Consider the following 26,378-nt stretch of genomic DNA (forward strand, 5'->3'; position numbering starts at 1 on the left):
TCCCCAGCACGGTAGACGACACCCCGCGCTCGCCTCGCACCGCGCACACAGAAGAGGCAGCACCCTGACTACGACTTTCCGCGATCTCGGGATTCTGACCGAGACGGCCGAGGCCCTCGAAGCCGTCGGCATCATCAACCCCTTCCCCATCCAGGAGATGACGCTCCCGGTCGCCCTCTCGGGCTCCGACGTCATCGGCCAGGCCAAGACCGGCACCGGCAAGACGCTGGGCTTCGGCCTCCCGCTCCTCGAGCGCGTCACCGTCCCCGCCGACGTCGAGGCCGGCCGCGCCAAGCCCGAGGACCTGACCGACGCCCCGCAGGCGCTCGTCGTCGTCCCCACGCGCGAGCTGTGTACACAGGTCACCAACGACCTGCAGACCGCGGGCAAGGTACGCAACGTCCGCGTTCTCGCCATCTACGGCGGCCGCGCCTACGAGCCCCAGGTCGAGGCCCTCAAGAAGGGCGTCGACGTCGTCATCGGCACCCCGGGCCGGCTCCTGGACCTCGCGGGCCAGAAGAAGCTCAACCTCAGCCACATCAAGGCGCTCGTCCTCGACGAGGCCGACGAGATGCTCGACCTGGGCTTCCTGCCCGACGTCGAGAAGATCATCAACCTGCTGCCGGCCCGCCGCCAGACCATGCTGTTCTCGGCGACCATGCCGGGCGCGGTCATCAGTCTCGCGCGGCGCTACATGTCGCAGCCCACGCACATCAACGCCACCTCGCCCGACGACGCGGGCAGGACGGTCGCGAACACCAAGCAGCACGTGTACCGGGCGCACAACATGGACAAGCCCGAGATGGTCGCGCGGATACTGCAGGCCGAGGGCCGGGGACTGGTCATGGTCTTCTGCCGAACCAAGCGCACCGCGGCCGACCTCGCCGACCAACTCAAGCAGCGCGGCTTCGCGGCCGGCGCGGTCCACGGCGACCTCGGCCAGGGCGCCCGCGAGCAGGCGCTGCGCGCCTTCCGCAACGGCAAGGTGGACGTGCTCGTCTGCACCGACGTCGCCGCTCGCGGCATCGACGTCGAGGGCGTCACGCACGTCATCAACTACCAGTGCCCCGAAGAGGAGAAGACGTACCTGCACCGCATCGGCCGTACCGGCCGCGCGGGCGCCAAGGGCATCGCGATCACCCTCGTCGACTGGGACGACATCCCGCGCTGGCAGCTGATCAACAAGGCGCTGGAGCTCAAGTTCAACGACCCGCCGGAGACGTACTCCACCTCCCCGCACTTCTATGAGGACCTGAACATCCCCGCGGGCACCAAGGGTGTCCTGCCGCGGGCCGACCGCACCCGTGCGGGGCTCGACGCGGAGGTGCTCGAGGACCTGGGCGAGACGGGCGGACGCGGTGCGCGCGGCCGCGGTGACCGTGACCGTGACCGGGGTGACCGTGACCGGGGTCGCGGACGGGGTGGCCGGGACGAGTCCCGCTCCGCCGACCGCGAGAGCGCGGACCGTACGCCGCGCCGTCGCCGTCGTACCCGCAACGGGACCCCGCTGGACGCGAACGCCCCCGCCGAGGCGGTCGCCCCGTCGGAGACCACCGCGACCGAGGACGCCACCGCCACCCGCACCCCGCGCCGCCGTCGCCGCACCCGCGCCGGGGCGTCCGACGCTGTGCCGACCACGGTGACCACGGCAGCGGCGACGGTCGAGCCGGCCGTCTCCGAGGCCGCGGAGACCGCCGTGACGACGGCGGAGAGCCCGTCCCTCGACACCGAGACCCCGGCCAAGCCGCGCCGCCGCCGCACCCGCAGGTCCGCGGAGACGCCGGCCGCGACGGAGACGGTCGTCGAGGCCGCACCGGTCACGGAGGCCGCCCCGGTCGCCGAGACCGCTCCGGCGGCGGAAGCCCCGGTCGCGAAGCCGCGACGGACGCGCAAGGCGGCAGCTGCGGCTCCCGCAGCGGAGGCCGCCGTGGACGCGGCCGAGACCGCTGAGGTCAAGCCCCGCCGCACCCGCAAGACCGCGGCCACGACCGCCGCCGAAGCCGCCGTGGACACCGCGGAGGGCACGGTCACCAAGCCGCGCCGCACCCGCAAGACCGCGACCGCGGCCACGACCGCCGCCGGGACCCCGGTGGACACGGCCGAGGCCACCGAGGCCAAGCCGCGCCGCACCCGCAAGGCGACAGCCGCGGCCCCCGCCGCGGAGGCCGCCGTGGACACGGCCGAGGCCACCGAAGCCAAGCCGCGCCGCCGTACCCGCAAGGTCGCCGAGCCCGCCGTGGCCACCGTGACCGCCGAGATCCCGGCCCAGGCGGTCCCGGAGACGGAGACAGCCGAGGTGGCCAAGCCCCGGCGTACGCGGAAGACGGCGAGCACCGCGAAGGCGGCCGAGGCGGCAGTGGACACCGCGGAGGGCACGGTCACCAAGCCGCGCCGCACCCGCAAGACCGCGGCGGCCCCGGCGGAGACCGCGGCCGACGCCGCGGAGACCGCTGAGGTCAAGCCGCGCCGCACCCGCAAGGCCGCGGCGGCCACCGCCGAGGTCGCCACGGACACGGCGGAGGCCACCGAGGCCAAGCCCCGTCGGCGTACCACCCGCAAGGCCGCCGAGCCCGCGGTGACCGCGGAGATCCCGGCCCAGGCGGATCAGGAGCCGAAGGCTGCCGCACCGCGCCGCCGGACCCGCAAAACGGCCGCCGCGGAGCCCGCGGACAGCTGATCCCGCACCGACGGCCCGGCCCCTTCACCTGGGGGCTGGGCCGTCGGCGTTCCGGGCACGGTTCGTCAGGGCGGACGTCTGCCACACCCACCAAGGGGCGCGGGGAACTGCGCGCCAAGCCACGACGAACACAAAGCCGCCCGACGACCGCCCCCGCGACACCCCCTGAGGCGCCCCGCGCGGCCTCCTCGGCACCCCCGCCCGATACCCTCACCCCGTGAGCACCCGAGCCGTCTTCACCCCGCCGCCCGGCGCCCGCGTCCACCGCCTGCGCACCGCTCGCGGCGAGTTCGCGGTGGTGGAGTCGGCCGTGGCCCCCGGTGTCGCCCGCAAGGGCACCGCGCTGCTGCTGCCCGGATTCACGGGGAGCAAGGAGGACTTCACACTGCTCCACGAGCCGCTCACCGCGCGCGGGTACCGGGTCGTGGCCGCGGACGGGCGGGGGCAGTTCGAGTCGGATGGCCCGGAGACCGACGAATCCGCTTACGCACGAGGCGAGTTGGCGCGGGACGTGCTCGCCCAGACCGCCGCCCTCGACACACCCCTGCACCTGGTCGGCCATTCCCTGGGCGGTCAGATCGCGCGCGCAGCCGTACTGCTCGACCACTCCCCCTTCCTCTCCTTCACCCTCCTCTCCTCGGGTCCCGCGCAGATCTCCGACTCCCAGCGGCAGCGGGTGAAGCTGCTGCGGGACGCGCTCGGGGTGATGACGATGGCCGAGGTGTGGGACGCGATCCTGGCCATGGGCCCGCCCGAGGAGGTCGGCGGCCCCGCCAAGGGCATCGGGGACATCGCACAGCTGCGCCGCCGCTGGCTCGGCAACAAACCCGCCCAACTCCTCGCGACGGGCCGCCAGTTGTGCACTGAGCCGGACCTGGTCGCGGAACTCGCCGCCGTCCCGCTGCCGTTCCACGTCCTGTCCGGCTCGCAGGACGACACCTGGCCGGTTCATCTCCTCGACGACATGGCCGTACGACTGCGCGCCCGCCGTACGGTGATCCCGGGAGCCGACCACTCTCCCAACGCCGACGAGCCCCTCCCCACGGCCCACGCCCTGGCCGACTTCTGGGACACCATCAGCCGCTGAGCGCTCAGTACTGCCCCTGCAGGTGCTCCCAGAACCCGTCCCGCAGCGCCCGGCGCAGATCCGCCTGCCCCCGCAGGGAGTACTGGAGGCGCCCCTCCGCCTCCACCAGCAGGTCCTGGTCCACCGAGCCCGGCAGATAGGGATGCCCGGGCAGGAGTTCCTGCAGCGCCGCCCGCCCCCGCTCGGCGAGCCACTTGGCGGCGATCTGCGCGCCCACGAACCGGACGTCGTCGCGGGCGGGACGGGTGGCCGTCGCCTCGTAGGGGACGGCGGCCCGCCGCGAGACGTACGGCTTGAAGAACTCGAGGTCGAGGGTGCGCTGGCTGTCGACCTCCCACAGGAGCGGTTCCGCCTGGTTGCGGCCCTCCGGTGCCTCGATGCCCCACAGGTGGACGCGGGCGCCGTAGCCCTGGGCCGCCTCGACCGCCGAGACCAGGTCCTCGTCCCCGCCGAGGAGCGCCGCGTCGCTGATCGCGCGGTGCCGGGCCAGGGACTCCAGGTCGGAGCGGATCAGCGAGTCGACGCCCTTCTGCTGGTTGTTGGCGTTGAGGTTGCCCAACCGGACCTTCACGTCCGGGAGTTCGGCGATGGTCTGCTGCTCCGCCGTGTGGATGCGGCGTCTCGCGCCGTCGTACCAGTAGACCCTCAGCAGTCTGCTGTCCGCGAAAATGGTCCGCGCCCGGTCGATGAGGGCCTCGATCAGGCCCTCGGCGTCGAGGTCGAAGGCGCGACGGTCCTCCGTGCCGGCGGCGAGGCGTCCCGCGGCCGCGTAGAGATATCCCGCGTCGACGAAGATCGCATGCGTCGAGGGCGTCTTCGCCACCTCGGCGAGCATGCGCGTGAGCAGCTCGTTGGTGCGGTCGATGCGGGCGCTCAGGGACGCCAGGTCGTCGTTCATCGCTTCCATTGTCCCGGCGGTCACGCTGCGAACACAACCGGTCCCAAGGAGTCTCCGAAGACTCACTTACCGGTCAGTAGTTAGCTGTTCGAAAAATTTCTTTAGCGTAGGGAATGTTTGTAACACGCACCCCGTTGACTACATACGTACGCAGTAATTCTCCGCAGGAGGATGACCAGACGAAGGGAGAAGCCATGCGCTTCGAAATCATGCGACTCGACGACGTCGACGGCACGCCCGTGGACACCACTGTCGTGGACGCCGCCTCCGTCAATCGGATCGTTCAGCAGGCCGCCGCCATAGGACAGCGACTCTGGATCCGCCCGGCCGACACCTCGGCCTCATGACCCCCACTGTACAGACGCGGATCACCGCTCAAGCTTCAGAGCCCCCGCCCGGCATCGACGCCGGGCGGGGGCTCTGCGCATCCCCACGGGCGTTCAGCTCGCCTGGATCACCTGGGTGATCCCGTTGATGATCTGCTGCACGGCGATGGCGGAGAGCATCATGCCCGCGAGCCGGGTCACCAGCACGACACCGCCGTCCTTGATGACCCGGATGATCAGCAGGGAGTACCGCATGACCAGCCACAGCACCACGTGGATGGCGAGGATCGCCGTCCACACGGAGACCTGCGTGGCGACGCTGTGGGCCTTCTGCACGGCCAGGATGACGGAGACGATCGCACCCGGACCCGCGAGCAGCGGCATGCCCAGGGGTACGAGCGCCACGTTGACGTCCTTGGTCTGCTTCGGCTCGTCGGTCTTGCCGGTGAGCAGGTCGAGCGCGATCAGCAGGAGCAGCAGCCCGCCCGCGATCATCAGCGCGGGCACGGAGACGTGCAGGTAGTTCAGGATCTGGTGGCCCAGGAGCCCGAAGACGGCGATGACGCCGCCCGCCACACAGACGGCCTGGAAGGCCATCCGCTTCTGCACCTTGCCGGGCCGGCCGGCGGTCAGCGCGAGGAAGATCGGGGTGATCCCGGGGGGATCCATGATGACGAACAGGGTGAGGAAGAGCGAGCCGAAGACGGCGACGTCGAACATGACGGAACTGGCCTTACAGAAAGGGGTGGAACACGGAGCCGGACACGGGCACGGGCAGGGCCTGCGGCGCCGGGTGATGGATGGCGGGGTCGGGCCTCAGACTCCGCCGGTACCGGGGACCGGGAACGCACCCGTCGCCCGTCGCGTGATCTCCCCGTAGACCTCGGGGTCCGTCGTGTACTCGCCGAGGGCGACCGTCTTGCGGCTGCCGTGGTAGTCGCTGGAGCCGGTGACGAGCAGCCCCAGGTCGGCGGCGAGTCCGCGCAGCCGTACGCGCGTGTCCTCGTCGTGGTCCATGTGGTCGACCTCGATGCCGTCGAGGCCTGCGGCGGCCATCTCGGCGATCGCGGACTCCGGGACGGTGTGACCCCGCTTGCTGGCGGCCGGGTGGGCGAACACGGTGACCCCGCCCGCCCCCTTGACCAGGCGGATCGCCTCGAAGGGGTCGGTCTCGTGCTTCCGCACATGGGCCCGGCCGCCGTCGGCCAGCCAGTCGGTCGTGAAGGCGGCGTCCACGCTCGGCACGACGCCGAGCTCGACGAGTGCGGTGGCGACATGCGGCCGCCCGACGGAACCGTCCCCGGCGATCCGCGCCACCTGCTCCCAGGTGACCGGCACACCCAGCTCCTGGAGCCTGGCGACCATCGCGCGCGCCCGGGGCACCCGGTCGTCCCGCACCAGCTCCCGCTCGGCGAGCAGTTCCGGCTCCTCGGGATCGAACAGGTAGGCCAGCATGTGCAGGGACACCCCGTCGATCCGGCAGGACAGCTCGGCCCCGGTGACGAGGGTCAGCCCCGCGGGCAGCGCGGCCATGGCCTCGCCGTACCCGCGGGTGGTGTCGTGGTCGGTGAGGGCGACGACGTCCAGCCCGGCAGCGGCGGCGTTGCGCACCAGCTCGGCGGGCGTGTCGGTGCCGTCGGACGCGGTGGAGTGGCAGTGCAGATCGATACGCACGACACGGACTCCAGACGCTGACGGAACAGATGAGGACGCTCAAGGATAACCGGATTTTCCGGCTCCTCTGTCACACCCGCAGCGGGGGTACAACCCCTACAGTCAGGGCTTCAGCAGTCGGGGTGACAGCGCCCCACAGGGCACCAGTTCCACTTCCGCCCCGGCGTCCCGCAGATCCGTCAGCACCAGCTCGTCGTACATCAGCAGCCCGGACTGCTCGGGCCATACGACCGCCCACAACCACAGCCCCAGCGCCTCCCCCGCGAAGACCGCCCGGTCCTCCGGCGCCCCGGAGACGTGCCACAGCGGCGTCGGCCGGCCGGCGGCGAGCACCTTGGCCTGGGCCGGTTTCTCCACGCTCATGTACGGTCCCGGATCCGGCCCGTCGATGCCCGCGTAGCGCGCACCGAGGCCGACGCCGAGCTCCTCGGCGACGAGGATCAGCTCGCCGACACCGCCGAGCGGTCCGGGTCCCGTGCACGCCACGGCCGTGGCGCGACCGCCGCTGCGGTCGTCACCCGCGCACACCACGCCCGTGAACAGCCAGCCGACCGGCAGCGGCCACGGCATCCACACCGGTACCTGCGTGCGATGCACCACGACCTCGAGGGCCTCGACGCTCGGCGGGATCGCGGGCTGCAGCGGATGCACCGTCCCGTGCACGTCGCACTGCCAGGAATCGGCGAAGAGTCCGGGAGCCCTGACCCGGCCACCACACTTCGGGCAACTGGGTTCGCCCCTCATAGAGCCCCACGGTCCTACCCTCGCTCCGCCACGTCAAGGACGATCACCCGTCCGGAGGGAACGGGTTCACTCCGACTTCACCAGGAAGAACTAGATGCAGCTTGCATTATTTAGCCGACCTAACTTAGTATGTGCATATACCAACTATCTCCCAGGAGTGGAGGAACGACCATGGACCCCTTCGATGCGGGAGCCGGCGGCATCCTGCGCCAGCCGAAGGCCGTATGGGCGACGGCGGGCGCATCCGTCGTCGCCTTCATGGGCATCGGACTCGTGGACCCGATCCTGCCGTCCATCGCCCAGGGCCTGGACGCCACCGCGAGCCAGGTCTCCCTCCTGTTCACCTCGTACTTCCTGATCACCGCGATCGCGATGCTGGTCACCGGCTTCGTCTCCAGCCGCATCGGCGGCAAGAAGACCCTCCTGCTCGGCCTCGCCCTCGTCGTGGTCTTCGCGGGGCTCGCGGGCACCTCGGGCTCGGTCCAGGAACTGGTCGGCTTCCGGGCCGGCTGGGGTCTCGGCAACGCCCTGTTCGTCTCCACGGCCCTCGCCGTCATCGTCGGCGCCGCGGCCGGCGGCAGCGCGGCGGCGATCCTGCTGTACGAGTCCGCCCTCGGCCTCGGCATGGCGTGCGGCCCGCTGCTCGGCGCCCTGCTCGGTGACGCCAGCTGGCGCTACCCGTTCTTCGGTACGGCCTTCCTGATGGCCATCGGCTTCCTGTGCATCACGGTGTTCCTGAAGGAGCAGCCGAAGCCGGCCCGCAAGACGTCCCTGCTCGACCCGATCAAGGCGCTCGGCCACGGCGGACTCGCCTCGGCCGCGGTCTCGTCCTTCTTCTACAACTACACGTTCTTCACCGTGCTGGCCTTCACGCCGTTCGTGCTCGACATGACCCCGTACAAGTCGGGCGCCGTGTTCTTCGCCTGGGGCGTACTGCTCGCCGTCTTCTCGGTGTTCGCCGCGCCGCGCCTCCAGGAACGGTTCGGCTCGCTCAAGGTGCTCGGCGGCTCCCTCGTCCTGCTCGCGGTCGACGTGCTCGTCCTCGGCTACGGCAATCACACGGCGGCCATCGTCTGCACGATCCTGTCCGGAGCGTTCATCGGCGTGAACAACACGGTCTACACGGAGCTGGCGCTCGGCGTGTCGGACGCCCCGCGGCCCGTGGCGAGCGCGGGCTACAACTTCGTGCGCTGGTTCGCTGCGGCCGCGGCGCCCTACTTCGCGCCGAAGATCGAGGAGTGGACCGACATCCACATCCCGTTCGTGGTGGCGGCGGTGACCGCGGCGCTGGGCGCGCTCGTGGTCGTCGTACGGCGCAAGGCGCTCACCCACGAGGCCGAGGAGCTGGAGCCGAGGCACGCGACCGAGGACAGCGTCGCCGTCTTCGCCAACTGACGGCTTCCGGCCACCACTTGGTGACCTTGCTCACGCGAGGGTCACTCCAGCGGGACGGACTTGCGGGACGGATCCCTCAGGTCCGTCCCGTTCGTCAGCCAGCGCTCCTGGAGGGCCTGGGCGCCGTGGACGCGCTTCCAGGCCGCCTCGTTCGGCGTCATGGGGAGCAACGGCAGGAAGTGGACCGGGTCGAGGGGCTCGTCGAGCTCCAGGTCCTCGACCAGTCCGCCCGGCTCGGCGACCAGGACCGAGGTGAACGGGGCGCCGGGCCACAGGGGTTCACCCACGTCGAGCGAGGCGCCCGGCGCCACGACCACGCCCTCGACCTGCGGGGACGCGGCGAGCACGGCGAGCGGGCGGAGCACCTTGTCGGTGTCGGCGAGCCCTCCCCGTACGGAGATGAGCAGCTCGGCACGCGGGCCCTTGACGGGGTCGGCGAGCATCGCGGTGGGGTCGCCCATCGGCTGGGCCGACATGCCGAGGGTGGCGTAGCGGACGACGTCCCCGTCGGTGAAGCGGAGCACCTCGACGCGGTCCGTGCCGAGGAAGGTGACCGCCGCGCGCGCGTCCGGCTCGCCCAGCGCGCTGCGCAACCGGGCCTCGACCAGAGGAAGAACATCTGCCATGCCGCGAGCATAGAACTCGTCAGTACCGGGCAAAGCAGCGCCTTGACAGTTCGGCCTGCTGGTACTCTGGCCCGGTCGTCGGGGCAGCACGCAGAAGCGTCGCGATCGAGCCCCGACGCTTTGTGAGACTCCCTTGCGGGAATGGATCGTCCCTTACGAGGGACCGGCCGGAGGAGGTGGGGCTGTCATGGATCGAAGTCGACCTGGTAGTACCACTCGTTCTTCCGGCCGCTGATGCAGCTCTGTGACTTTCGGCAACCGCCGCCTTTCACATTCGCGTCTTCGTGCGGAAGAGCACTTCGTCGTTTTGCCTGATCTGTCTGATCTGTAGCAGTAGCTGAATCAGTACTTCAGCAACGAAGTCCGCCACCGCGATGGTGCGGTGCTCCCCGCTTTGTGGACGTGCCAAACACCCTTCCCCTGCCTCAAGGGCGGGGATACCCCTTGCAGGACGTCCTCATTCCGGGTAGTTCCACCCGTCGCCGGGGCCCTTTGTTGCCCGTCACGAAGGAGCCTGCCATGTCGATGATCCGTGACCTGCGCGCCGCTGTGCGTCCGTCGCGTCCCTCGCTGCGCAAGGACACCGGCGCGTACGACGCGACGCGGGACCCCTCCACGCCCTCCGCGGTCGTCGACTGCGCGGTCTACCGCGACGGTCGGCGCGTGGAGACCGACCGGCAGCTGAGCCCGCACGAGGCGATGCGCCAGGTGCGCCGGGACGGCGGGTTCGTGTGGATCGGCCTGCACGAGCCGAGCGAGGCCGAATTCTCCGGTATCGCAGGCGAGTTCGGGCTCCACCCGCTCGCCGTCGAGGACGCCGTCCAGGCCCACCAGCGCCCCAAGCTGGAGCGCTACGACGACTCCCTGTTCACCGTCTTCAAGACCATCCACTACGTCGAGCACGACGAACTCACCGCCAACAGCGAGATCGTCGAGACCGGCGAGGTCATGTGCTTCACCGGCCGGGACTTCTTCATCACCGTCCGGCACGGCGGCCAGGGCTCGCTCAGGGCGCTGCGCCACCGCCTCCAGGACGACCCCGAGCTGCTCGCCAAGGGCCCCTCGGCGGTCCTGCACTCGATCGCCGACCACGTGGTCGACGGCTATGTCGCGGTCGCCGACGCGGTGCAGGACGACATCGACGAGGTGGAGACCGAGGTCTTCACCCCGGGACGCGGCGGCAAGGTCTCGCGCGGTATCGACTCGGCGCGGATCTACCAGCTCAAGCGCGAGGTGCTGGAGTTCAAGCGGGCCGTCGCCCCGCTGCTGCGGCCCATGCAGCTGCTCAGCGAGCGCCCGATGCGGCTGGTGGACCCCGACATCCAGAAGTACTTCCGGGACGTCGCCGACCACCTGGCCCGCGTCCAGGAGCAGGTCCTCGGCTTCGACGAGCTGCTCAACTCCATCCTCCAGGCCAACCTCGCGCAGGCGTCCGTCGCGCAGAACGAGGACATGCGCAAGATCACGTCCTGGGCCGCGATCATCGCCGTACCGACGATGGTGTGCGGGGTGTACGGCATGAACTTCGACTACATGCCGGAGACGCACTGGAAGCTCGGCTACCCCGTGATCATGGCGATCACCGGTGTCATCTGCCTGGGCATCCACCGCACCCTCAAGCGCAACGGCTGGCTCTAGGGTGGGCCTCATGACAAGTGAGCTGCTCGACCGGGCCCTCGTCGAGGAGGCCACCAAGAAGTCCGGCCTCGTCTGGGTCAAGGCGCCCGGGGGCCCGGCCCGCGCGCTGTGGCACGTCTGGCACGAGGGTGCGGCGTGCCTGGTCGGCGACGGGCCCGGCGAGCAGCCGCTCCCGGGTCTGACCGACGGGGGCCCGGCCGAGGTGACCGTCCGCAGCAAGGACAAAGGCGGCCGGCTGGTCTCCTGGACGGCGAAGGTCGTGGAGCTCGCGCCCGGCTCCGAGGCATGGCAAGCGGCCGTCGCCGAGCTCAAGGGGAAACGGCTGAACGCCCCCGACGGCGAAGCCATGACGGACCGTTGGTCCCGCGAGTGCCGGGTGCTTAGGCTCGAACCGACCGGCGTCACGGCACCGCTGCCCGACGGCGACCTGGCCGAACCGCCGCTGCCCACACCGGCGACCACACGTGAGCCGATCCCCGCGGGACTTCCCCGGCTGCTGGTGAAGCGCCGCAAACGCGGCTAGGACGCCGGCAGCTGCTTGCCGTAGTCCACGGTCTCGTCCTTCTTCGGCTCGGTCAGGGGGAAGTCCTTGCCCCAGGCCGAGAAGGTCAGGGTGCCCGCACCGCCCGCCCGGGCCAGGCGCAGGGGGTACGGCTGACCCTCCAGGGAGACGTCCAGCGTGCCGCCGTCGCCCTTGTCACCGGTGATGCGGATCGTGCGGGTACCCGCCTGCTCGTGGTGGCCGTCGGTGTCCAGGCCGCCGTGCAGCGTCAGAAGTCCGTCGAGGAGAACGTCCTTGTCCGTGAAACCGCTGAACTTCTTGTACGCCGGGTCGCCCGACGGCACCTTCACGTACTTGCCGTCGAGCTTGTCGGCGGCCGCGTCCGAGTCGCCCTTTCCGTCCGCCTGGGTCCAGAAGCCCGCGTCGGCCTTCAGATACAGCTCCTTGCCGATCCGCAGCAGCTGGAAGGTGGCCCCCTCCGCGGTGACCGATCCGGAGCCGCCGTCGGAACTCAGGCGCATGTCGAGCCGGTACGTACGCCCGCTGGTGACCACGTTCCCCGACAGACGCAGCGCGTCGGCGGACTCGGCTGCCGCGCGCGTCTTCGACTGGATCTGGTCGGCGGGCAGTTTGCCGACCCCGTTGGTGCCCGCGTCGGGGTCCTCGCTGCAGCCCGTCAGGCCGGTACCCGTCACGACCAGGGCGCACATCGCGCCCACCACAACGGTCCTGCGGGCACGGCCCTGGGGAATCGCGGTCACAGGTGGGGCTGCCTTTCCGACGAGGGTCCTTCAGCGGCGTACGGCAGCGTACCGGGGCCCCGGGCCCCGGACGGAGCCAGATCGTCCGGACCCCTCACCAGGGCGTATCCGATCGGTACGGGCTAGCCTTAAGCCCTCCCGAGCGGGCAATCCGGACAACGAACGACGAACGAAACACCCCGTAGGCAAAGGAAGCACAGTCATGGCAGCGGGAGCCCCCCGGATCTTCGTCTCGCACCTCGCCGGTGTCGCCGTCTTCGATCCCAACGGCGACCAGGTGGGCCGCGTGCGCGATCTGGTCGTCGTACTGCGCGTGGGGCGCAGGCCGCCCCGGGTGCTCGGCCTCGTCGTCGAACTGTCCACCCGGCGCCGCATCTTCCTGCCCATGACCCGGGTGACGAGCATCGAGTCCGGTCAGGTCATCACCACCGGCGTGCTCAACGTCCGCCGCTTCGAACAACGCCCCACCGAGCGCCTCGTCTTCGGCGAGCTCCTCGACCGGCGCGTCACGCTCGTGGAGAGCGACGAACAGGTCACCGTCCTCGACGCGTCGGTGCACCACCTGCCGGCCCGCCGCGACTGGGAGATCGACCGCGTCTTCGTCCGCAAGGGCGGCAAGGGCGGTGCGTTCCGGCGCAAGGGCGAGGCGCTGACCGTCGAGTGGTCCGCCGTCACCGGCTTCACGCTGGAGGAGCAGGGGCAGGGCGCCGAGAGCCTCCTCGCCACCTTCGAGCAGCTGCGCGCGGCCGACCTCGCCAACGTCCTGCACCACCTCTCCCCCAAGCGGCGCGCGGAGGTGGCCGCCGCTCTCGACGACGACCGCCTGGCCGACGTACTGGAAGAGCTCCCCGAGGACGACCAGATCGAGATCCTCGGCAAGCTGAAGGAGGAACGGGCCGCAGACGTCCTGGAGGCCATGGACCCCGACGACGCGGCCGACCTGCTCGCCGAGCTGCCCACGGAGGAGCAGGAGCGGCTGCTGAGCCTGATGCAGCCGGGCGACGCGGCCGACATGCGGCGCCTGATGGCCTACGAGGAGCACACGGCCGGCGGTCTGATGACGACGGAACCGATCGTCCTGCGGCCGGACGCGACCGTCGCCGACGCGCTCGCCCGCGTCCGCAACCGTGACCTCTCCCCCGCCCTCGCCGCCCAGGTCTACGTGTGCCGCCCGCCCGACGAGACCCCGACCGGCAAGTACCTCGGCACGGTCCACTTCCAGCGGCTGCTGCGCGACCCTCCGTACACCCTCGTCAGCGCACTCGTCGACGACGACCTCCAGGCCCTCGACCCGGACGCGACCCTGCCGGTCATCGCCGGGTTCTTCGCGACGTACGACATGGTCGCGGCGCCCGTGGTCGACGAGGCGGGGGCGCTGCTCGGCGCGGTGACCGTGGACGACGTACTGGACCACATGCTGCCAGAGGACTGGCGGGAGACGGAGTTCGACGCGGAGGGTGCGGAGGGGGTGGCCCACCATGACGCCTGAGCGCGACACCCCGAACCGCGAGCGCACCCCTTCCGGCGCCCGGGAACGCACCCCCTCCGGTGCCACGGCGACCAGCCGTCCCCGCGCCCGCCTCGACCAGCCCCGTTCGCCGCGCCGCAGGCTGCTGCCCGAGTGGGACCCGGAGGCGTTCGGACGGCTGTCGGAGCGGATCGCCCGCTTCCTGGGCACCGGGCGGTTCATCGTCTGGATGACGGTCGTCATCATCGCGTGGGTGCTGTGGAACATCTTCGCGCCCGGCGACCTGCGCTTCGACAACTACCCGTTCATCTTCCTCACGCTGATGCTGTCCCTCCAGGCCTCCTACGCCGCCCCGCTGATCCTGCTCGCGCAGAACCGGCAGGACGACCGGGACCGGGTCAACCTCGAACAGGACCGCAAGCAGAACGAGCGGTCGATCGCGGACACCGAGTACCTGACCCGCGAGATCGCCTCGCTCAGGATCGGCCTCGGGGAGGTGGCGACCCGGGACTGGATCCGCTCGGAGCTCCAGGACCTGATGAAGGAGCTGGAGGCACGGCAGCACGACGGGCATGTCGTATTCCCGGCAGAACGGCCGCACGGGCGTGACGTAGACGACCACTGACGGGGGTGCGGGGGGCGGCCACGGCCGCCGTACCATCGTCGTATGGCTAGCGAAGACGCGGTGCGCGAGGCACTGGCGACGGTGAACGACCCCGAGATCAACCGCCCCATCACGGAGCTCGGGATGGTCAAGTCGGTCGACATCGGCGCGGACGGAGCGGTCGCGGTCACCGTGTACCTGACGGTCTCCGGCTGTCCCATGCGCGAGACGATCACGCAACGCGTCACCGACGCGGTCGCGGCCGTCGAGGGCGTCACCCGCGTCGACGTCACGCTCGACGTGATGAGCGACGAGCAGCGCAAGGAGCTGGCGACGGCCCTGCGGGGCGGACAGACCGAGCGCGAGGTGCCCTTCGCCAAGCCGGGCTCCCTCACGCGCGTGTACGCGGTCGCCTCCGGCAAGGGCGGCGTCGGCAAGTCCTCGGTCACGGTGAACCTGGCGGCGGCCATGGCGGCCGACGGCCTCAAGGTGGGCGTGGTCGACGCCGACATCTACGGCCACTCGGTGCCGCGCATGCTGGGTGCCGACGGCCGTCCCACCCAGGTCGAGAACATGATCATGCCGCCGTCGGCGCACGGCGTGAAGGTCATCTCCATCGGCATGTTCACCCCGGGCAACGCGCCGGTGGTGTGGCGTGGCCCGATGCTCCACCGTGCCCTTCAGCAGTTCCTGGCGGACGTGTACTGGGGCGACCTGGACGTGTTGCTCCTGGACCTCCCCCCGGGCACGGGCGACATCGCGATCTCGGTGGCCCAGCTGGTCCCGAACGCGGAGATCCTGGTGGTGACGACCCCGCAGCAGGCGGCCGCGGAGGTGGCCGAGCGGGCCGGCTCCATCGCCGTCCAGACCCACCAGAAGATCGTCGGTGTGGTGGAGAACATGTCCGGTCTCCCCTGCCCGCACTGCGGTGAGATGGTGGACGTCTTCGGCACGGGTGGCGGCCAGACGGTGGCGGACGGCCTGACCCGGACCACGGGGGCGACGGTCCCGGTCCTGGGTTCCATCCCGATCGACGTCCGCCTGCGCGAGGGCGGCGACGAGGGCAAGCCGGTCGTCCTGAGCGACCCGGACTCTCCGGCGGGGGCGGCTCTGCGGGGCATCGCGGGGAAGCTCGGGGGACGGCAGCGGGGGCTTTCGGGGCTGTCTTTGGGGATCACTCCGAGGAACAAGTTCTGAGACGCACGCGACAGGAGGCATTTCACGGGCCGGGTAAGGTCCGTGGAATGCCGAGAGTCAAAGTCAGCGTGATCGTTCCCGTCTACAACACCGGGAAGTACGTCGACGAGTGCGCGCCGTCGCTGCTCGGGCAGAGCCTGCCCGCCGACGAGTACGAGGTCATCTACGTCGACGACGGCTCGACGGACGACACACTGACGCGGCTGGAGAAGATCGCCGCCGGGCATCCCAACGTCCAGGTGCACACGCAGCCGAACTCCGGCTGGCCGGGCGCACCGCGCAATCTCGGCATGCGGCACGCCAAGGGCGAGTACATCCAGTTCGTCGACCATGACGACATGCTCGGGCCCGAGGCCCTGGAGCGGCTGTACGAGCACGCCAGGCGCAATGACGCCGATGTGGTGCTCGGCAAGATGTCCAGCACGATGGTGCGGCCCCGACGGCTGTTCCGGCACACGGTGGACGCCTGCACGATCGAGAACGACGAGCTCATGCAGAGCATGTCGCCGCACAAGATGTTCCGGCGGGCCTTCGTCGAGGAGCACGGTCTCCAGTTCCCCGAGGGGCCCTGGATCCTGGAGGACCTGGCGTTCGTCAGCGCGGCCTACCTGAAGGCCGAGCGGATCTCGGTCCTCGCCGACTACCCCTGCTACTACTGGATGAAGCGGGACGACGGCGGCAACAACACCCAGCACCGTTTCAACCCGCGTCACGGCTTCTGGTCCAACTGCCGCACCATCGTGCGCCAGATCAAGGACGGCACACCCCCCTCCGGCGACGTCGACGCGCTGCAGAACCGTCTCCTGCACCGCCTCTACCACGTCGAGATCCTCTCCCGCACCCGCGAGCCCGAGATCCTCCGCGAGGAGCCGGCCGAACAGCGGGAGCGGTTCGAGGCGGCCCGGAAGCTGGCGATCGAGGAGTTCCCGGCGGCCGTACGCGAGGGGCTGCCCGCCGTGTCCCGGCTGCGCGCCGAACTTCTCGAACACGGTGACTTCGACGGCGCCGTGGCCCTCGCCGAGCGGGTCCGTGAGGTCAAGGCCCGCAGCGCGGTCGACGGGCTGCGGTGGGAGGACGGCATGCTGGTCGCCGACGTCACGCTGGACCTGCTGCGCGGGGACGGCGAGCCGCTTATGCTCGTCGAGCGGGACGGGAAGCGGTGGCTGGACCCGGAGTTGGTGGCCGGGGTGCCGGGGACCGAGGACGGCTGGGAGGTGCGCGATCCCTTCCGGCTGGCGTACGCCGAACTGGTCGTCAAGGACCGTGACCGCGAGGACTGGTGGTACCCGGAGGGCGACCTGGAGGTACGGCTCGAGCCCCACGGGGAAGGGCGGTCGCGGATCGTCGCGTCCGGGCGGCTGCTCCTCGACCCGGAACGGCTCGCGGGCGGGCGGCCGTTGGAGCGCGGGGTGCACGACGTGTGGGCCTACGTCCAGTTGCTGGGCATCGACCGCATGGTCCGCCTGACCGGTGACGGCACCCCGGGGGCCCCGGCCGCGGGCCCGGCGCTGACCGGCGGGCGGCTCGCGCTGCCGTACTGGACGGGCAGCGGCCAGCTCGCCCTCGACGTGGACCAGCGCCAGCGCAGGCTCGGTTCCGACACCGCCGGTGCGGCCGCGGCGAACTCCGGGCGCGGGGAGCGGTCGTTGCCGCTGCCGTACGTGGCGGCGACCGCGTCCGGTGTGCCGGCCCGCCTCAAGGTCACCGTGTCCGCCCTGACAGTGGACGCCGAGCTGGTGCCCGGAGAAGACGGCGGGGCGACGGCCGTACTGCGGCTGCCCGCCCGTCTCAAGCTCCCGGCCGGACGCCACCCGGTCGGCCTCCCGAAGACGGACGCCCCCCTCGCGTACGCCGTCGTCCGCGACGGCACCCTGCTGCGGCTGGAGGGCCCGGCCCACGCGGCCGGCACCGGCCGCCGGCTCCTCGACGCGGTCGCCGACAACCGCCAGGTCCGGCGGGTACGGCGACGACTGGGCCGATAGAGCAGTCGTGGGGCACCGCACGGACCGATCCTCGGTGCCCCCTCGCGTCAGGCGTACGCGGAGATGTCCTTGATCATCGCGAACCCGAGCCCGTACGCGCTCATGCCTCTCCCGTACGCCCCCACGTGCACTCCCTCCTGCGTGGAGCCCGCGAGCACCCAGCCGAACTCCGACTCCCGGTAATGGAACGGCGTGGGCACGCCGTCCACCGGGAGGGACAGGGTGGACCAGTCGGGTCCTTCGAGGTCGTCCGCCAGGGTCCAGGCCGTCTCGGTCTGCTGGTCCAGCCAGTCGTCGCGCAGCGAGTGGTCCATCTGGCCGGGCCAGGTGAACGACAGCAGCCCCACCCCGGCCAGCCAGGCGGCGGAGGAGACCGACGTGGCCTCCAGCAGCCCGGTGCCGTCCGCGCTCCTGCGGGACGGGTTCGCGGCGACGGTCACCACGACCGCGAACTTCTCCTTCGGCTCTCCCGTGGAGCCCGCCTCGTTCTTCACCGAGGGCTCGTCACCGTGTCCGATCGAGCCGTGCTCGACGGCTCCGTCGGCCGACGTGCCGACCTGCATCAGCCAGCGCGGCCCCGTGAACGCCTCGTCAAGGCCGTACCAGGGGAAGGGCGCCTGAAGGTAGCCGTCGACCGTGCGCCGGGCGGAGGGAACCTGCTGGCCACCCTCCGCGGCCGGCGCCTGCGCGACCGCCCCACTCGTCGTCTCCATGTGCCGGACGCCTCCTACTAGTGCTCGTCGGGCCGGACCGGCCCGCCCCCCTTCGGGCGGCGTCGCTGGTTCGCGTACGGCCCGCACAACAACTCGGCAGCATAGCCACACCGCTCCGAGCTGCGGGGAAACCGCCCGGTGCGCGGGGCGCACGGGGGGTGGCATCAGGCCGTACGAGGGCCCTGGCAGGGCCGTACGAGGGGAGGGCGGGATATGAAACGCGTCACGTACGACGGGAAAGGCGCCCGCGAGCTGAACTGCTCGGCAGGCGCCTTCCGGTGGGGCGTACGGCTCAGGTGGCGTCCGCGTCGAAGGGCGGCCGGTCGTCCTTGCCGAGCTCCTCGGGCTTCTTGGTCATGTCGATCCGGCCACCGGAGGAGGACGAGGACGAGGCGTCCGCGCTGTGCACCGCGTCGGTGACCTCGGCCATCTCCTTCTTCAGGTCGAAGCCGTTGCGGATCTCCTTGAGGCCCAGCTCGTCGTTGTCCAGCTGCTTGCGGATGAACGTCTTGGGGTTGAGGTCCTCGAACTCGAAGTCCTTGAACTCCGGGCCCAGCTCCGAGCGGATGTCCTGCTTGGCGCTCTCCGAGAACTCGCGGATCTTGCGCACCGTCCGCATGACGTCCTGGATGACCTTCGGGAGCTTGTCCGGACCGAAGACGAGCACGGCGAGGACAACGAGCGTGATCAGCTCGAGCGGTCCTATGTCATTGAACACCTGAAGCTCCTTGCGATGTCCTCGGTCCTCGGCCCTCGGTGGTCTGTGCGGGTCTTCCGTGGTCCGGGCCGGGTCCACGGTACCTGGGGATGCCGTACGACCGGTACTGTCCCGGGGGCTCCGGGTGCGGGCGGGTCGACGGTTTTCCGGGTTGTTTGCCTAGTGGACCGCGGTTTGCGGGCGTCTCTGTGAGGTTTCCGTCAGGCCAAGCGGGTCGCGGAGGAACTGATCAACACCGGTAGGTGACCCACCCCGTCATCGGTGTCACCCTCTCATCGTGAAGGCCCGCGCCCACCGCCCCGGGGGACCGCCTGGAACTCACTCTGAAGCGCGACGGCAGGGAGAACGCTCTCCCCACAGCTGACCGGCAGCGGTGCGCGGCGCGTCGACCTGTCTGTGGATTCAACCAGGTTCGGGCGCCGCGCAGCAGGGCGCCGGTCAGCGGGTGGCGCTGGGGGGCGTGGGTGCTGACGCGGCGGGGAGGCCGGAGGCGGTGAGGTCCGGGGTGGTGGGCAGGGACGTCAGGGTGAGCGGCGGGGTGGCGCTGAGCGGACGTATGAGAGGGGACATCGCGGCGGCACCGGCGACCACGGGCGCCGTGAGCGTGTGCAGGGCCGCCTCCCGGACCTGGGCAGGGATACCCGGCAGCAGCGGTGCGGACGCGGTGGTCGGGACGACCGGGGTCTCGTCCGTCGTCCGCTGTCCCTGTTCCTGGGTGAGCAGCGGACCCACGCCACGGCGGCGCTGGTTCTCCGGCACCGCGGGTCCCGTGCCGGGCGTGCGCGCCGGAGTCACATTGCTGCCGGCCCCGCGGGCGTCGGTATCGCCCGGCATGCCGGTGGTGACGCCGCCCAGCGCGATCGCTGCCAGCGACACCGCCCCGGCGGCGACGACCGCGAACCGCATGCCGCGCGAGGCCGAACGGTCGGTCTCGTGGCGGCTGACGTCATGGATGCGGAATCCCCGGCCCGCGGCGGGCGGAAGCACCCCCGCGTGCGGACGGGCGGGGACGTAGTCGAACGCGAAGCGCTCGCCACGTCTTACTCCGAAGGCTCCGGTGGCGCCGGGTCGTCCCGACAGTCCTCCGAATCCTCCCCCGCCGAACGGCGAGCTGTCGCCGTCCTCCGGATCACCTCCGGGCAGCCCCTGGAGACGGGCCAGGAAGCTCTCGGAGGGCGGGGGCGGGGCGGCCTCCGCGAAGACGTTCTTCAGGCGGCGCTGGGCGTCAGCCTCCGCCTTGCACTTCGGACAGGTGGCGAGATGCGCGAGAACGCGCTCCCGCGTCGCATGACCGAGCTCACCGTCCACCAGGGCGGCGAGTCGGTCTCCCAGATGCTGTTCCGCGAGGCTCCCCTCGCCGGGTTTGGGCAGTGATCCACTCACGCGGTCGCGCCCCCTCCTCCCAGAGCGGGGACCCGGGCCCTGAACGAGCGGCGCTCGGCGCGGGCCTCGGGTGAGCGGTGGGCGAGGGCCTTGCGCAGCTGGGAACGGCCGCGGTGGATCCGCGAGCGGACGGTGCCGAGCTTGACGCCCAGGGTCGCGGCGATCTCCTCGTACGACAGTCCCTCGATGTCGCACAGGACGACCGCGGCGCGGAACTCCGGTGCGAGGGTGTCGAGGGCCTGCTGGACGTCCGCGTCGAAGTGGGCGTCGTTGAAGACCTGCTGGGGTGACGGCTCGCGGCTGGGCAGGCGCTCGGCCGCGTCCTCGCCGAGGGCGTCGAAGCGGATGCGCTGCTTGCGGCGGACCATGTCCAGGAAGAGGTTGGTGGTGATGCGGTGCAGCCAGCCCTCGAAGGTGCCCGGTGTGTACGTGGACAGCGAGCGGAAGACGCGGACGAAGACCTCCTGCGTGAGGTCCTCGGCGTCGTGCTGGTTACCGGTGAGGCGGTACGCGAGGCGGTAGACGCGGCCGCTGTGCGTGCTGACGATCTCCTCCCAGGTGGGCGGAGTCCACGCCTGCCCGTCCGCGTCGGTGGCAAAGGTCGCGGTCTGGGCGTAGTCGCCGGCGTGGCTGTGGTCAGCAGTGTCGTTCACGGATCTCGGCCTGCCCGCCGATCCGAGGAAGCGCCGCAGCACTCCCCCACGATCTCCAGGCGCGGCCGCACCTCCCCTGTCGGCTCTGGTTGTCTCCAGTGGAGCCCCTACCATAGCCACCTCGCCCGTTAGCTCCGGATAAGCGGTTTTACGAGAATTTGATCTGGGCTGATACCACTCGGTCCCCTGCGTCAGCAGTTGCTCGAGGGCCCGCTCGGCTTCGTGATCCAACTGTGTCCCCCCGGGTGCGTCTCCACCCCTCTAAACGCCCGGTCCCATCTGCGGGTTCCCGGCACCAACGGATACAGTCACGCCCAGGCAACCACGGGGCAAGGAGAGGGTCATTACCGGCAACCGGCAGACGAGCTGGGCGTTCGCCGACGCCTACGTCGCCGAGGACGAAGTCCTGCGCTGGGCCCGCGACCGGGCTCGTGAGGCGGGGCTGCGCTCGGTGTCGCCCGGCGCGGGCGCCGCGCTGCGCTTGCTGGCCGCCTCCGTGGACGCCAAGGCCGTCGCCGAGATCGGCACCGGGACCGGCGTCTCCGGCATCCATCTGCTGCACGGGATGCGCCCGGACGGGGTGCTGACCACCGTCGATCCCGAGCCGGAGCACCAGCAGTTCGCCCGCCAGGCCTTCCGCGCCTCCGGCTTCGCCAGCAACCGGGCCCGCTTCATCCCGGGCCGCGCCCTGGACGTGCTGCCCCGTCTCGCCGACGCCGGCTACGACCTCGTCTTCTGCGACGGTGACCGGCAGGAGGTCATGGACTACCTCGCTGAATCGTTGCGCCTGCTGCGTCCGGGCGGCCTGGTGGTCTTCGAGGGCGTCTTCGCCAACGGCCGCACGGTGGACTCGGGGCCGCAGCCGACGGAGGTGCTGCGCCTCAGGGAACTGCTGCGCGCCGTACGCGAGAGCCAGGATCTGCTGCCGTCGCTGCTGCCGGTGGGTGACGGACTGCTCTGCGCGGTCAAGCGCTGAGCCGGTGGCCCGGCACCGGGACCGGGATCCGGAGCGGGGCGTACGGCCATTCGTGGAAACGTCCGGGCAAACCGCTGCCCCGGCACCTCATGAGATGCCGGGGCAACCGAAAGGGTATGGTCGCTTCCGCGTCAGCCGACGACCTTCTTGAGGGCGTCACCGAGCGCGTCGGCCTCGTCCGGGGTCAGCTCGACGACGAGCCGACCGCCGCCTTCGAGCGGAACGCGCATGACAATGCCCCGCCCCTCCTTGGTCACCTCGAGCGGGCCATCGCCCGTCCGCGGCTTCATGGCCGCCATGCTCGTTCCCCTTCCTGAAACCAGCTCATCGTCAAAGCCGACGGCCCCGGGAGGGCACGCGCGTCAAAGTGGGACACGCGCCACCGGCATCGAACACATTGCTTCCAAGCCATTATCCCGCATCTCAGGACCCGATGACCAACATCAGTCGGCATCGCTTGGGCAACGCGCGCGAGCAAAACCACTCAATTCGGCGATGTGGCTGCGATACTCCGCCGCCGCGCGGATCCCAGCCGGTCAGGAGCGCTCCGGAATTGTTTGACGCAGGTCACACGTCCGGTCCGGTCCTCGGACGGCGATCTCCGCCATGCTGTCCTTCGGACACCGATACGGACATCGGATGCAGCGGACACACCGGAGGGGATACGCCATGGCCGACACCGTGCTCTACGAGGTGCACGACGGGCTCGCGACGATCACGCTGAACCGGCCGGAGGCGATGAACGCGCTGAACATCGCCACGAAGGTCGCGCTGCGGGAGGCCGTGGAGTCGGCGGCCTCGGACGACGCCGTGCGGGCCGTGCTGATCACCGCCGCCGGGGAGCGGGCGTTCTGCGTGGGGCAGGACCTCAAGGAGCACATCGGGCTGCTCGCCGAGGGTTCGACGAAGGTCATGAGCACGGTCAAGGAGCACTACAACCCGGTCGTGCGGGCGCTGACGGAGATGCCGAAGCCGGTGGTGGCCGGGGTGAACGGGGTCGCGGCGGGCGCCGGCTTCGGGATCGCGCTCGCGGCGGACTACCGGGTGGCGGCGGACACGGCCGCGTTCAACACGTCGTTCGCGGGCGTGGCGCTGACCGCGGACTCCGGGATCTCGTGGACGCTGCCGCGCGTGGTGGGGCCGGGGCGCGCCGCCGACCTGCTGCTCTTCCCGCGGACCATGTCGGCTCGGGACGCGCACGACCTGGGGATCGTCAACCGTCTGGTGCCGTCCACCGAGCTGCCCGCGGAGGCCGAGAAGGTGGCGCGGGCCCTGGCCGAGGGGCCGACGGTGGCGTACGGCGCGATCAAGGAGTCCCTCGCCTACGCACTGTCGCACAGTCTGGCGGAGACGCTGGACAAGGAGGACGAGCTGCAGACGCGGGCGGGGGCCTCCGAGGACCACGCGATCGCCGTGCGGGCCTTCGTGAACAAGGAGACGCCCAAGTACCTGGGCCGGTAGGGCTCAGCGGGTCCTGGCGACGCAAGTCTCCAGGTGGTCGTCCACCAGTCCGCACGCCTGCATCAGCGCGTACGCCGTCGTCGGTCCCACGAAGCGCAGGCCGCGCTTCTTCAGGGCCTTGGACAGGGCCGTCGACTCCGGGGTGACCGCGGGAACGTCCGCCAGGGTCCGGGGGACCGCGTGCGAGGTGGGGGCGTGGGACCAGATCAGCTCGTCCAGCTCGCCCGGGGTCCATTCGGCCAGCACGCGCGCGTTGGCCATCGTCGCGTCGATCTTGGCGCGGTTGCGGATGATCCCCGGGTCGAGGAGCAGGCGGTCCCGGTCGGCCTCGCCGAAGGTCGCCACCTTGGCGATCTCGAACCCCGAGAACGCGGCCCGGAAGCCCTCGCGGCGGCGCAGGATGGTGATCCAGGACAGACCGGACTGGAATGCCTCCAGGCTGAGGCGTTCGAACAGGGCGTCGTCGCCGTGGACCGGGCGGCCCCACTCCTCGTCGTGGTACGTCACGTAGTCCGGCGTGGACAGGGCCCAGGGGCAGCGCGGGGCGCCGTCCGGGCCGGCCAGGGCGGTGCCGTCGCTCACTGCTGCTCCCCGTGGCCCTGCTCCGGCTTGTGCAGGGCGACGTGGGCCGCGGCCCGGGCACCGGCCAGCGCGGACTCCAGGTCGGCGATCCGGGCGTCCCGCTCGGCGAGCTCGGCGCCGAGGCGGCTGAGCGCGTCGTCGACGTCCGCCATGCGGTAGCCGCGGGCGGTCAGCGGGAAGCGCAGGCCCTCGACGTCCGCGCGGTTGACCGGCCGGTCCGGCGGCAGCGGGTCCTGGAGCCGCTCGGGGGCGACCTCCGGCAGCGGGCCGTCGCTCTCCCCGCCGCCCACCACGGCCAGCGTCACCGCGGTGACCACGACCGCGAGCGCGATGACCAGGAACAAGAACATAACCATCGCTGAGGTCCCCAGGGTCCCTGCCGGCGGCCGGCCACCGGCGTCGAATGTGTCAGGGTCCGATCGTGCCATGCGAGTCTGACAGTTAGGGTCGCAGGCGGCCGCAGACGCCGAACACATAGACGTACGAAGTGAGGTCACAGGGGATGCTCAGGCTGGGCAGGCGTGAATTCGACGCGCACGAGCCGGTGATCATGGCGATCGTGAACCGGACCCCCGACTCCTTCTACGACCAGGGAGCCACCTTCCTCGACGAGCCCGCCCTCGCGCGCGTGGAGCACGCGGTGGCCGAGGGGGCCGCCATCATCGACATCGGCGGGGTCAAGGCCGGCCCGGGCGAAGAGGTGTCCGCGGCGGAGGAGGCACGGCGGACCGTCGGGTTCGTGACGGAGGTCCGGCGGCGGTTCCCCGACGTGATCATCAGCGTCGACACCTGGCGGGCGTCCGTCGGCGAGGCGGTGTGCGAGGCGGGGGCGGATCTGCTGAACGACGCCTGGGGCGGGGTCGATCCGGGGCTGGCCGAGGTCGCCGCGCGGTACGGGGTGGGGCTGGTGTGCACGCACGCCGGGGGCGCGGAGCCTCGTACGCGGCCGCATCGGGTGACGTACGACGACGTCGTGGCCGACATTCTGCGGGTGACCGTGGGTCTCGCCGAGCGGGCGGTGGCGCTGGGGGTGCCCCGGGAGTCGGTGCTGATCGATCCCGGGCACGACTTCGGGAAGAACACACGGCACAGTCTCGAGGCGACCCGGCGGCTCGGGGAGATGGTCGACACGGGGTGGCCGGTGCTGGTGTCCCTGTCCAACAAGGACTTCGTGGGCGAGACGCTGGACAAGCCGGTGAAGGAGCGGGTGGTGGGCACGCTGGCGACCACCGCGGTGTCGGCGTGGCTGGGGGCTCAGGTGTACCGGGTGCACGAGGTCGCCGAGACCCGGCAGGTGCTGGACATGGTGGCGTCGATCGCCGGGCGTCGGCCGCCGGCGGTCGCTCGTCGGGGGCTGGCGTAGAACCCGCGGCGGAGCCGCTGATGGATGCAGCTCGCCCCCGCCGCCCCTACCCGTCCCGTCCCCAAGGGGCTCCGCCCCCTTCGACCCCCGCTCCTCAAACGCCGGAGGGGCTGGAAGACCAGCCCCTCCGAAGCCCCGTTCAAGCCCCGTTCAAGCCAGCGCTAGCGTCCCGCCTCCTTCGACACCAGCGCGACCGCCTCGTCCACGTCGTCCGTCACGTGGAACAGCAGCAGGTCCTTCTCCGACGCCTTGCCCTGGGCGACCAGGGTGTTCTTCAGCCAGTCGACCAGTCCGCCCCAGTACTCGCTGCCGAAGAGCACGATCGGGAAGCGGGTGACCTTCTGGGTCTGGACGAGGGTCAGGGCCTCGAAGAGTTCGTCGAGGGTGCCGAGACCGCCGGGCAGGACCACGAAACCCTGCGCGTACTTCACGAACATCATCTTGCGGACGAAGAAGTAGCGGAAGTTGAGGCCGATGTCGACGTAGGGGTTGAGCCCCTGCTCGAAGGGGAGCTCGATACCGAGGCCGACGGAGGTGCCGTCGGCCTCGCAGGCGCCCTTGTTGGCCGCCTCCATGGCGCCGGGGCCGCCGCCGGTGATGACGGCGAAGCCGGCCTCCACCAGGCCCCGGCCGAGCCGCACGCCCGCCTCGTACTCAGGAGAGTCCGCCGGTGTCCGCGCCGAGCCGAACACGCTGATCGCGGGCGGGAGTTCGGCGAGGGTGCCGAAGCCCTCGATGAACTCCGACTGGATGCGCAGGACGCGCCAGGGGTCGGTGTGGACCCAGTCCGAGGGGCCGCCCGCGTCCAGCAGGCGCTGGTCGGTCGTGCTCGCCGTGACCTGTCCCCGCCTGCGGAGGACAGGTCCCAGGCGCTGCTCCTCCGGCGGCTGCTTCTTGCCCTCGGGGTTCCCGGTAGCCATGTGCGCTCCCTCCGCTTGCCTGGTCTTTCC

General features: G+C 71.0%; 27 protein-coding genes. 13 read left to right on the forward strand and 14 right to left on the reverse strand.

Annotation, left to right across the window (positions count from 1 at the left end; genetic code table 11):
- Positions 1-157: 157 nt before the first annotated feature.
- A complete protein-coding gene (locus ABZT06_RS22050; RefSeq protein WP_355743273.1) occupies positions 158-2,677 on the forward strand; it encodes a DEAD/DEAH box helicase in 2,520 nt (839 codons plus the stop codon).
- Between the two features lie 217 nt (positions 2,678-2,894).
- On the forward strand, positions 2,895-3,764 hold the full coding sequence (locus ABZT06_RS22055) for an alpha/beta fold hydrolase (protein WP_355743276.1): 870 nt from the start codon (positions 2,895-2,897) through the stop codon (positions 3,762-3,764).
- A gap of 4 nt (positions 3,765-3,768) precedes the next feature.
- Here ABZT06_RS22055 and ABZT06_RS22060 read toward each other — a convergent pair whose 3' ends face one another.
- The gene (locus ABZT06_RS22060) at positions 3,769-4,662 is read right to left on the reverse strand and encodes an NYN domain-containing protein (RefSeq protein WP_355743279.1); all 894 of its coding nucleotides are present in this window, start codon (positions 4,660-4,662) and stop codon (positions 3,769-3,771) included.
- A gap of 194 nt (positions 4,663-4,856) precedes the next feature.
- Here ABZT06_RS22060 and ABZT06_RS22065 point away from each other — a divergent pair, with 194 nt between their 5' ends.
- The gene (locus ABZT06_RS22065; protein ID WP_129801357.1) at positions 4,857-5,009 is read left to right on the forward strand and encodes a hypothetical protein; all 153 of its coding nucleotides are present in this window, start codon (positions 4,857-4,859) and stop codon (positions 5,007-5,009) included.
- Between the two features lie 93 nt (positions 5,010-5,102).
- Here ABZT06_RS22065 and ABZT06_RS22070 read toward each other — a convergent pair whose 3' ends face one another.
- The 3 genes from ABZT06_RS22070 to ABZT06_RS22080 form a co-directional block, all read right to left on the reverse strand.
- Positions 5,103-5,708 carry a MarC family protein gene (locus ABZT06_RS22070; RefSeq protein WP_057610068.1) on the reverse strand — a complete coding sequence of 202 codons (606 nt, stop codon included), beginning with the start codon at positions 5,706-5,708 and terminating at the stop codon, positions 5,103-5,105.
- Between the two features lie 96 nt (positions 5,709-5,804).
- Entirely contained in the window at positions 5,805-6,662 is an 858-nt protein-coding gene (locus tag ABZT06_RS22075) for a PHP domain-containing protein (protein ID WP_355743283.1), read from the reverse strand.
- A 102-nt stretch (positions 6,663-6,764) separates the two neighbouring features.
- Positions 6,765-7,406, reverse strand: coding sequence for a DUF6758 family protein (locus tag ABZT06_RS22080; protein ID WP_355743285.1), 642 nt, complete (start codon positions 7,404-7,406; stop codon positions 6,765-6,767).
- A gap of 171 nt (positions 7,407-7,577) precedes the next feature.
- Here ABZT06_RS22080 and ABZT06_RS22085 point away from each other — a divergent pair, with 171 nt between their 5' ends.
- Positions 7,578-8,801 (forward strand): MFS transporter, encoded by a 1,224-nt coding sequence (locus ABZT06_RS22085; RefSeq protein WP_355743287.1) that lies wholly within the window; start codon positions 7,578-7,580, stop codon positions 8,799-8,801.
- Between the two features lie 41 nt (positions 8,802-8,842).
- Here ABZT06_RS22085 and ABZT06_RS22090 read toward each other — a convergent pair whose 3' ends face one another.
- On the reverse strand, positions 8,843-9,427 hold the full coding sequence (locus ABZT06_RS22090) for a suppressor of fused domain protein (protein ID WP_355743289.1): 585 nt from the start codon (positions 9,425-9,427) through the stop codon (positions 8,843-8,845).
- Positions 9,428-9,946: 519 nt separating this feature from the next.
- Between ABZT06_RS22090 and ABZT06_RS22095 the strand changes: the two genes are divergently transcribed.
- Positions 9,947-11,065 (forward strand): magnesium and cobalt transport protein CorA, encoded by a 1,119-nt coding sequence (locus ABZT06_RS22095; RefSeq protein WP_355743291.1) that lies wholly within the window; start codon positions 9,947-9,949, stop codon positions 11,063-11,065.
- Between the two features lie 10 nt (positions 11,066-11,075).
- Positions 11,076-11,588 carry a hypothetical protein gene (locus ABZT06_RS22100; protein WP_355743293.1) on the forward strand — a complete coding sequence of 171 codons (513 nt, stop codon included), beginning with the start codon at positions 11,076-11,078 and terminating at the stop codon, positions 11,586-11,588.
- Here the strand turns inward: ABZT06_RS22100 and ABZT06_RS22105 are convergent.
- Positions 11,585-12,328, reverse strand: coding sequence for a hypothetical protein (locus ABZT06_RS22105; RefSeq protein ID WP_355743295.1), 744 nt, complete (start codon positions 12,326-12,328; stop codon positions 11,585-11,587). The two genes, ABZT06_RS22100 and ABZT06_RS22105, sit on opposite strands and share 4 nt — an antisense overlap.
- A 202-nt stretch (positions 12,329-12,530) precedes the next feature.
- Here ABZT06_RS22105 and ABZT06_RS22110 point away from each other — a divergent pair, with 202 nt between their 5' ends.
- From ABZT06_RS22110 to ABZT06_RS22125, 4 genes are read left to right on the forward strand one after another with little or no spacing between them, the layout of a single operon-like run.
- Complete coding sequence (locus tag ABZT06_RS22110) at positions 12,531-13,817, forward strand: CBS domain-containing protein (RefSeq protein ID WP_355743298.1); 1,287 nt, start codon at positions 12,531-12,533, stop codon at positions 13,815-13,817.
- Complete coding sequence (locus ABZT06_RS22115; RefSeq protein ID WP_355743301.1) at positions 13,807-14,421, forward strand: DUF1003 domain-containing protein; 615 nt, start codon at positions 13,807-13,809, stop codon at positions 14,419-14,421. Before ABZT06_RS22110 ends, ABZT06_RS22115 begins: the two co-directional genes overlap by 11 nt.
- Before the next feature lie 42 nt (positions 14,422-14,463).
- Complete coding sequence (locus ABZT06_RS22120; protein WP_355743303.1) at positions 14,464-15,597, forward strand: Mrp/NBP35 family ATP-binding protein; 1,134 nt, start codon at positions 14,464-14,466, stop codon at positions 15,595-15,597.
- 47 nt (positions 15,598-15,644) lie between these two features.
- Entirely contained in the window at positions 15,645-17,579 is a 1,935-nt protein-coding gene (locus tag ABZT06_RS22125; protein WP_355743305.1) for a glycosyltransferase family A protein, read from the forward strand.
- 47 nt (positions 17,580-17,626) lie between these two features.
- On the opposite strand, the gene ABZT06_RS22130 is transcribed toward ABZT06_RS22125, so the two are convergent.
- The 4 genes from ABZT06_RS22130 to sigE all read right to left on the reverse strand — a co-directional run bounded on the left by ABZT06_RS22130 (position 17,627) and on the right by sigE (position 21,088).
- Complete coding sequence (locus ABZT06_RS22130) at positions 17,627-18,292, reverse strand: hypothetical protein (RefSeq protein ID WP_355743307.1); 666 nt, start codon at positions 18,290-18,292, stop codon at positions 17,627-17,629.
- Between the two features lie 292 nt (positions 18,293-18,584).
- Complete coding sequence (locus ABZT06_RS22135) at positions 18,585-19,010, reverse strand: sec-independent translocase (RefSeq protein ID WP_355743309.1); 426 nt, start codon at positions 19,008-19,010, stop codon at positions 18,585-18,587.
- 438 nt (positions 19,011-19,448) lie between these two features.
- On the reverse strand, positions 19,449-20,393 hold the full coding sequence (locus ABZT06_RS22140) for a zf-HC2 domain-containing protein (RefSeq protein ID WP_355743312.1): 945 nt from the start codon (positions 20,391-20,393) through the stop codon (positions 19,449-19,451).
- Positions 20,390-21,088, reverse strand: coding sequence for an RNA polymerase sigma factor SigE (gene sigE, locus ABZT06_RS22145; RefSeq protein WP_355743315.1), 699 nt, complete (start codon positions 21,086-21,088; stop codon positions 20,390-20,392). Before sigE ends, ABZT06_RS22140 begins: the two co-directional genes overlap by 4 nt.
- A gap of 235 nt (positions 21,089-21,323) precedes the next feature.
- Between sigE and ABZT06_RS22150 the strand changes: the two genes are divergently transcribed.
- Positions 21,324-22,022 (forward strand): O-methyltransferase, encoded by a 699-nt coding sequence (locus tag ABZT06_RS22150; protein WP_355743854.1) that lies wholly within the window; start codon positions 21,324-21,326, stop codon positions 22,020-22,022.
- A 131-nt stretch (positions 22,023-22,153) separates the two neighbouring features.
- On the opposite strand, the gene ABZT06_RS22155 is transcribed toward ABZT06_RS22150, so the two are convergent.
- On the reverse strand, positions 22,154-22,321 hold the full coding sequence (locus ABZT06_RS22155) for a DUF3117 domain-containing protein (protein WP_003966491.1): 168 nt from the start codon (positions 22,319-22,321) through the stop codon (positions 22,154-22,156).
- 370 nt (positions 22,322-22,691) lie between these two features.
- On the opposite strand from ABZT06_RS22155, the gene ABZT06_RS22160 reads away from it, so the two are divergent.
- On the forward strand, positions 22,692-23,483 hold the full coding sequence (locus ABZT06_RS22160) for an enoyl-CoA hydratase-related protein (RefSeq protein WP_355743318.1): 792 nt from the start codon (positions 22,692-22,694) through the stop codon (positions 23,481-23,483).
- A gap of 3 nt (positions 23,484-23,486) precedes the next feature.
- Here ABZT06_RS22160 and ABZT06_RS22165 read toward each other — a convergent pair whose 3' ends face one another.
- Positions 23,487-24,065, reverse strand: coding sequence for a DNA-3-methyladenine glycosylase I (locus tag ABZT06_RS22165; RefSeq protein WP_355743321.1), 579 nt, complete (start codon positions 24,063-24,065; stop codon positions 23,487-23,489).
- Positions 24,062-24,421 carry a DivIVA domain-containing protein gene (locus ABZT06_RS22170; protein ID WP_355743324.1) on the reverse strand — a complete coding sequence of 120 codons (360 nt, stop codon included), beginning with the start codon at positions 24,419-24,421 and terminating at the stop codon, positions 24,062-24,064. Before ABZT06_RS22170 ends, ABZT06_RS22165 begins: the two co-directional genes overlap by 4 nt.
- Positions 24,422-24,567: 146 nt before the next feature.
- Here ABZT06_RS22170 and folP point away from each other — a divergent pair, with 146 nt between their 5' ends.
- A complete protein-coding gene (gene folP / locus ABZT06_RS22175; RefSeq protein WP_355743327.1) occupies positions 24,568-25,428 on the forward strand; it encodes a dihydropteroate synthase in 861 nt (286 codons plus the stop codon).
- Between the two features lie 161 nt (positions 25,429-25,589).
- Here folP and ABZT06_RS22180 read toward each other — a convergent pair whose 3' ends face one another.
- Entirely contained in the window at positions 25,590-26,348 is a 759-nt protein-coding gene (locus ABZT06_RS22180; RefSeq protein ID WP_123991473.1) for a TIGR00730 family Rossman fold protein, read from the reverse strand.
- Between the last annotated feature and the right edge of the window lie 30 nt (positions 26,349-26,378).

This window comes from Streptomyces sp. NPDC005483 (assembly GCF_040606035.1).
Taxonomy (GTDB): Bacteria; Actinomycetota; Actinomycetes; order Streptomycetales; family Streptomycetaceae; genus Streptomyces.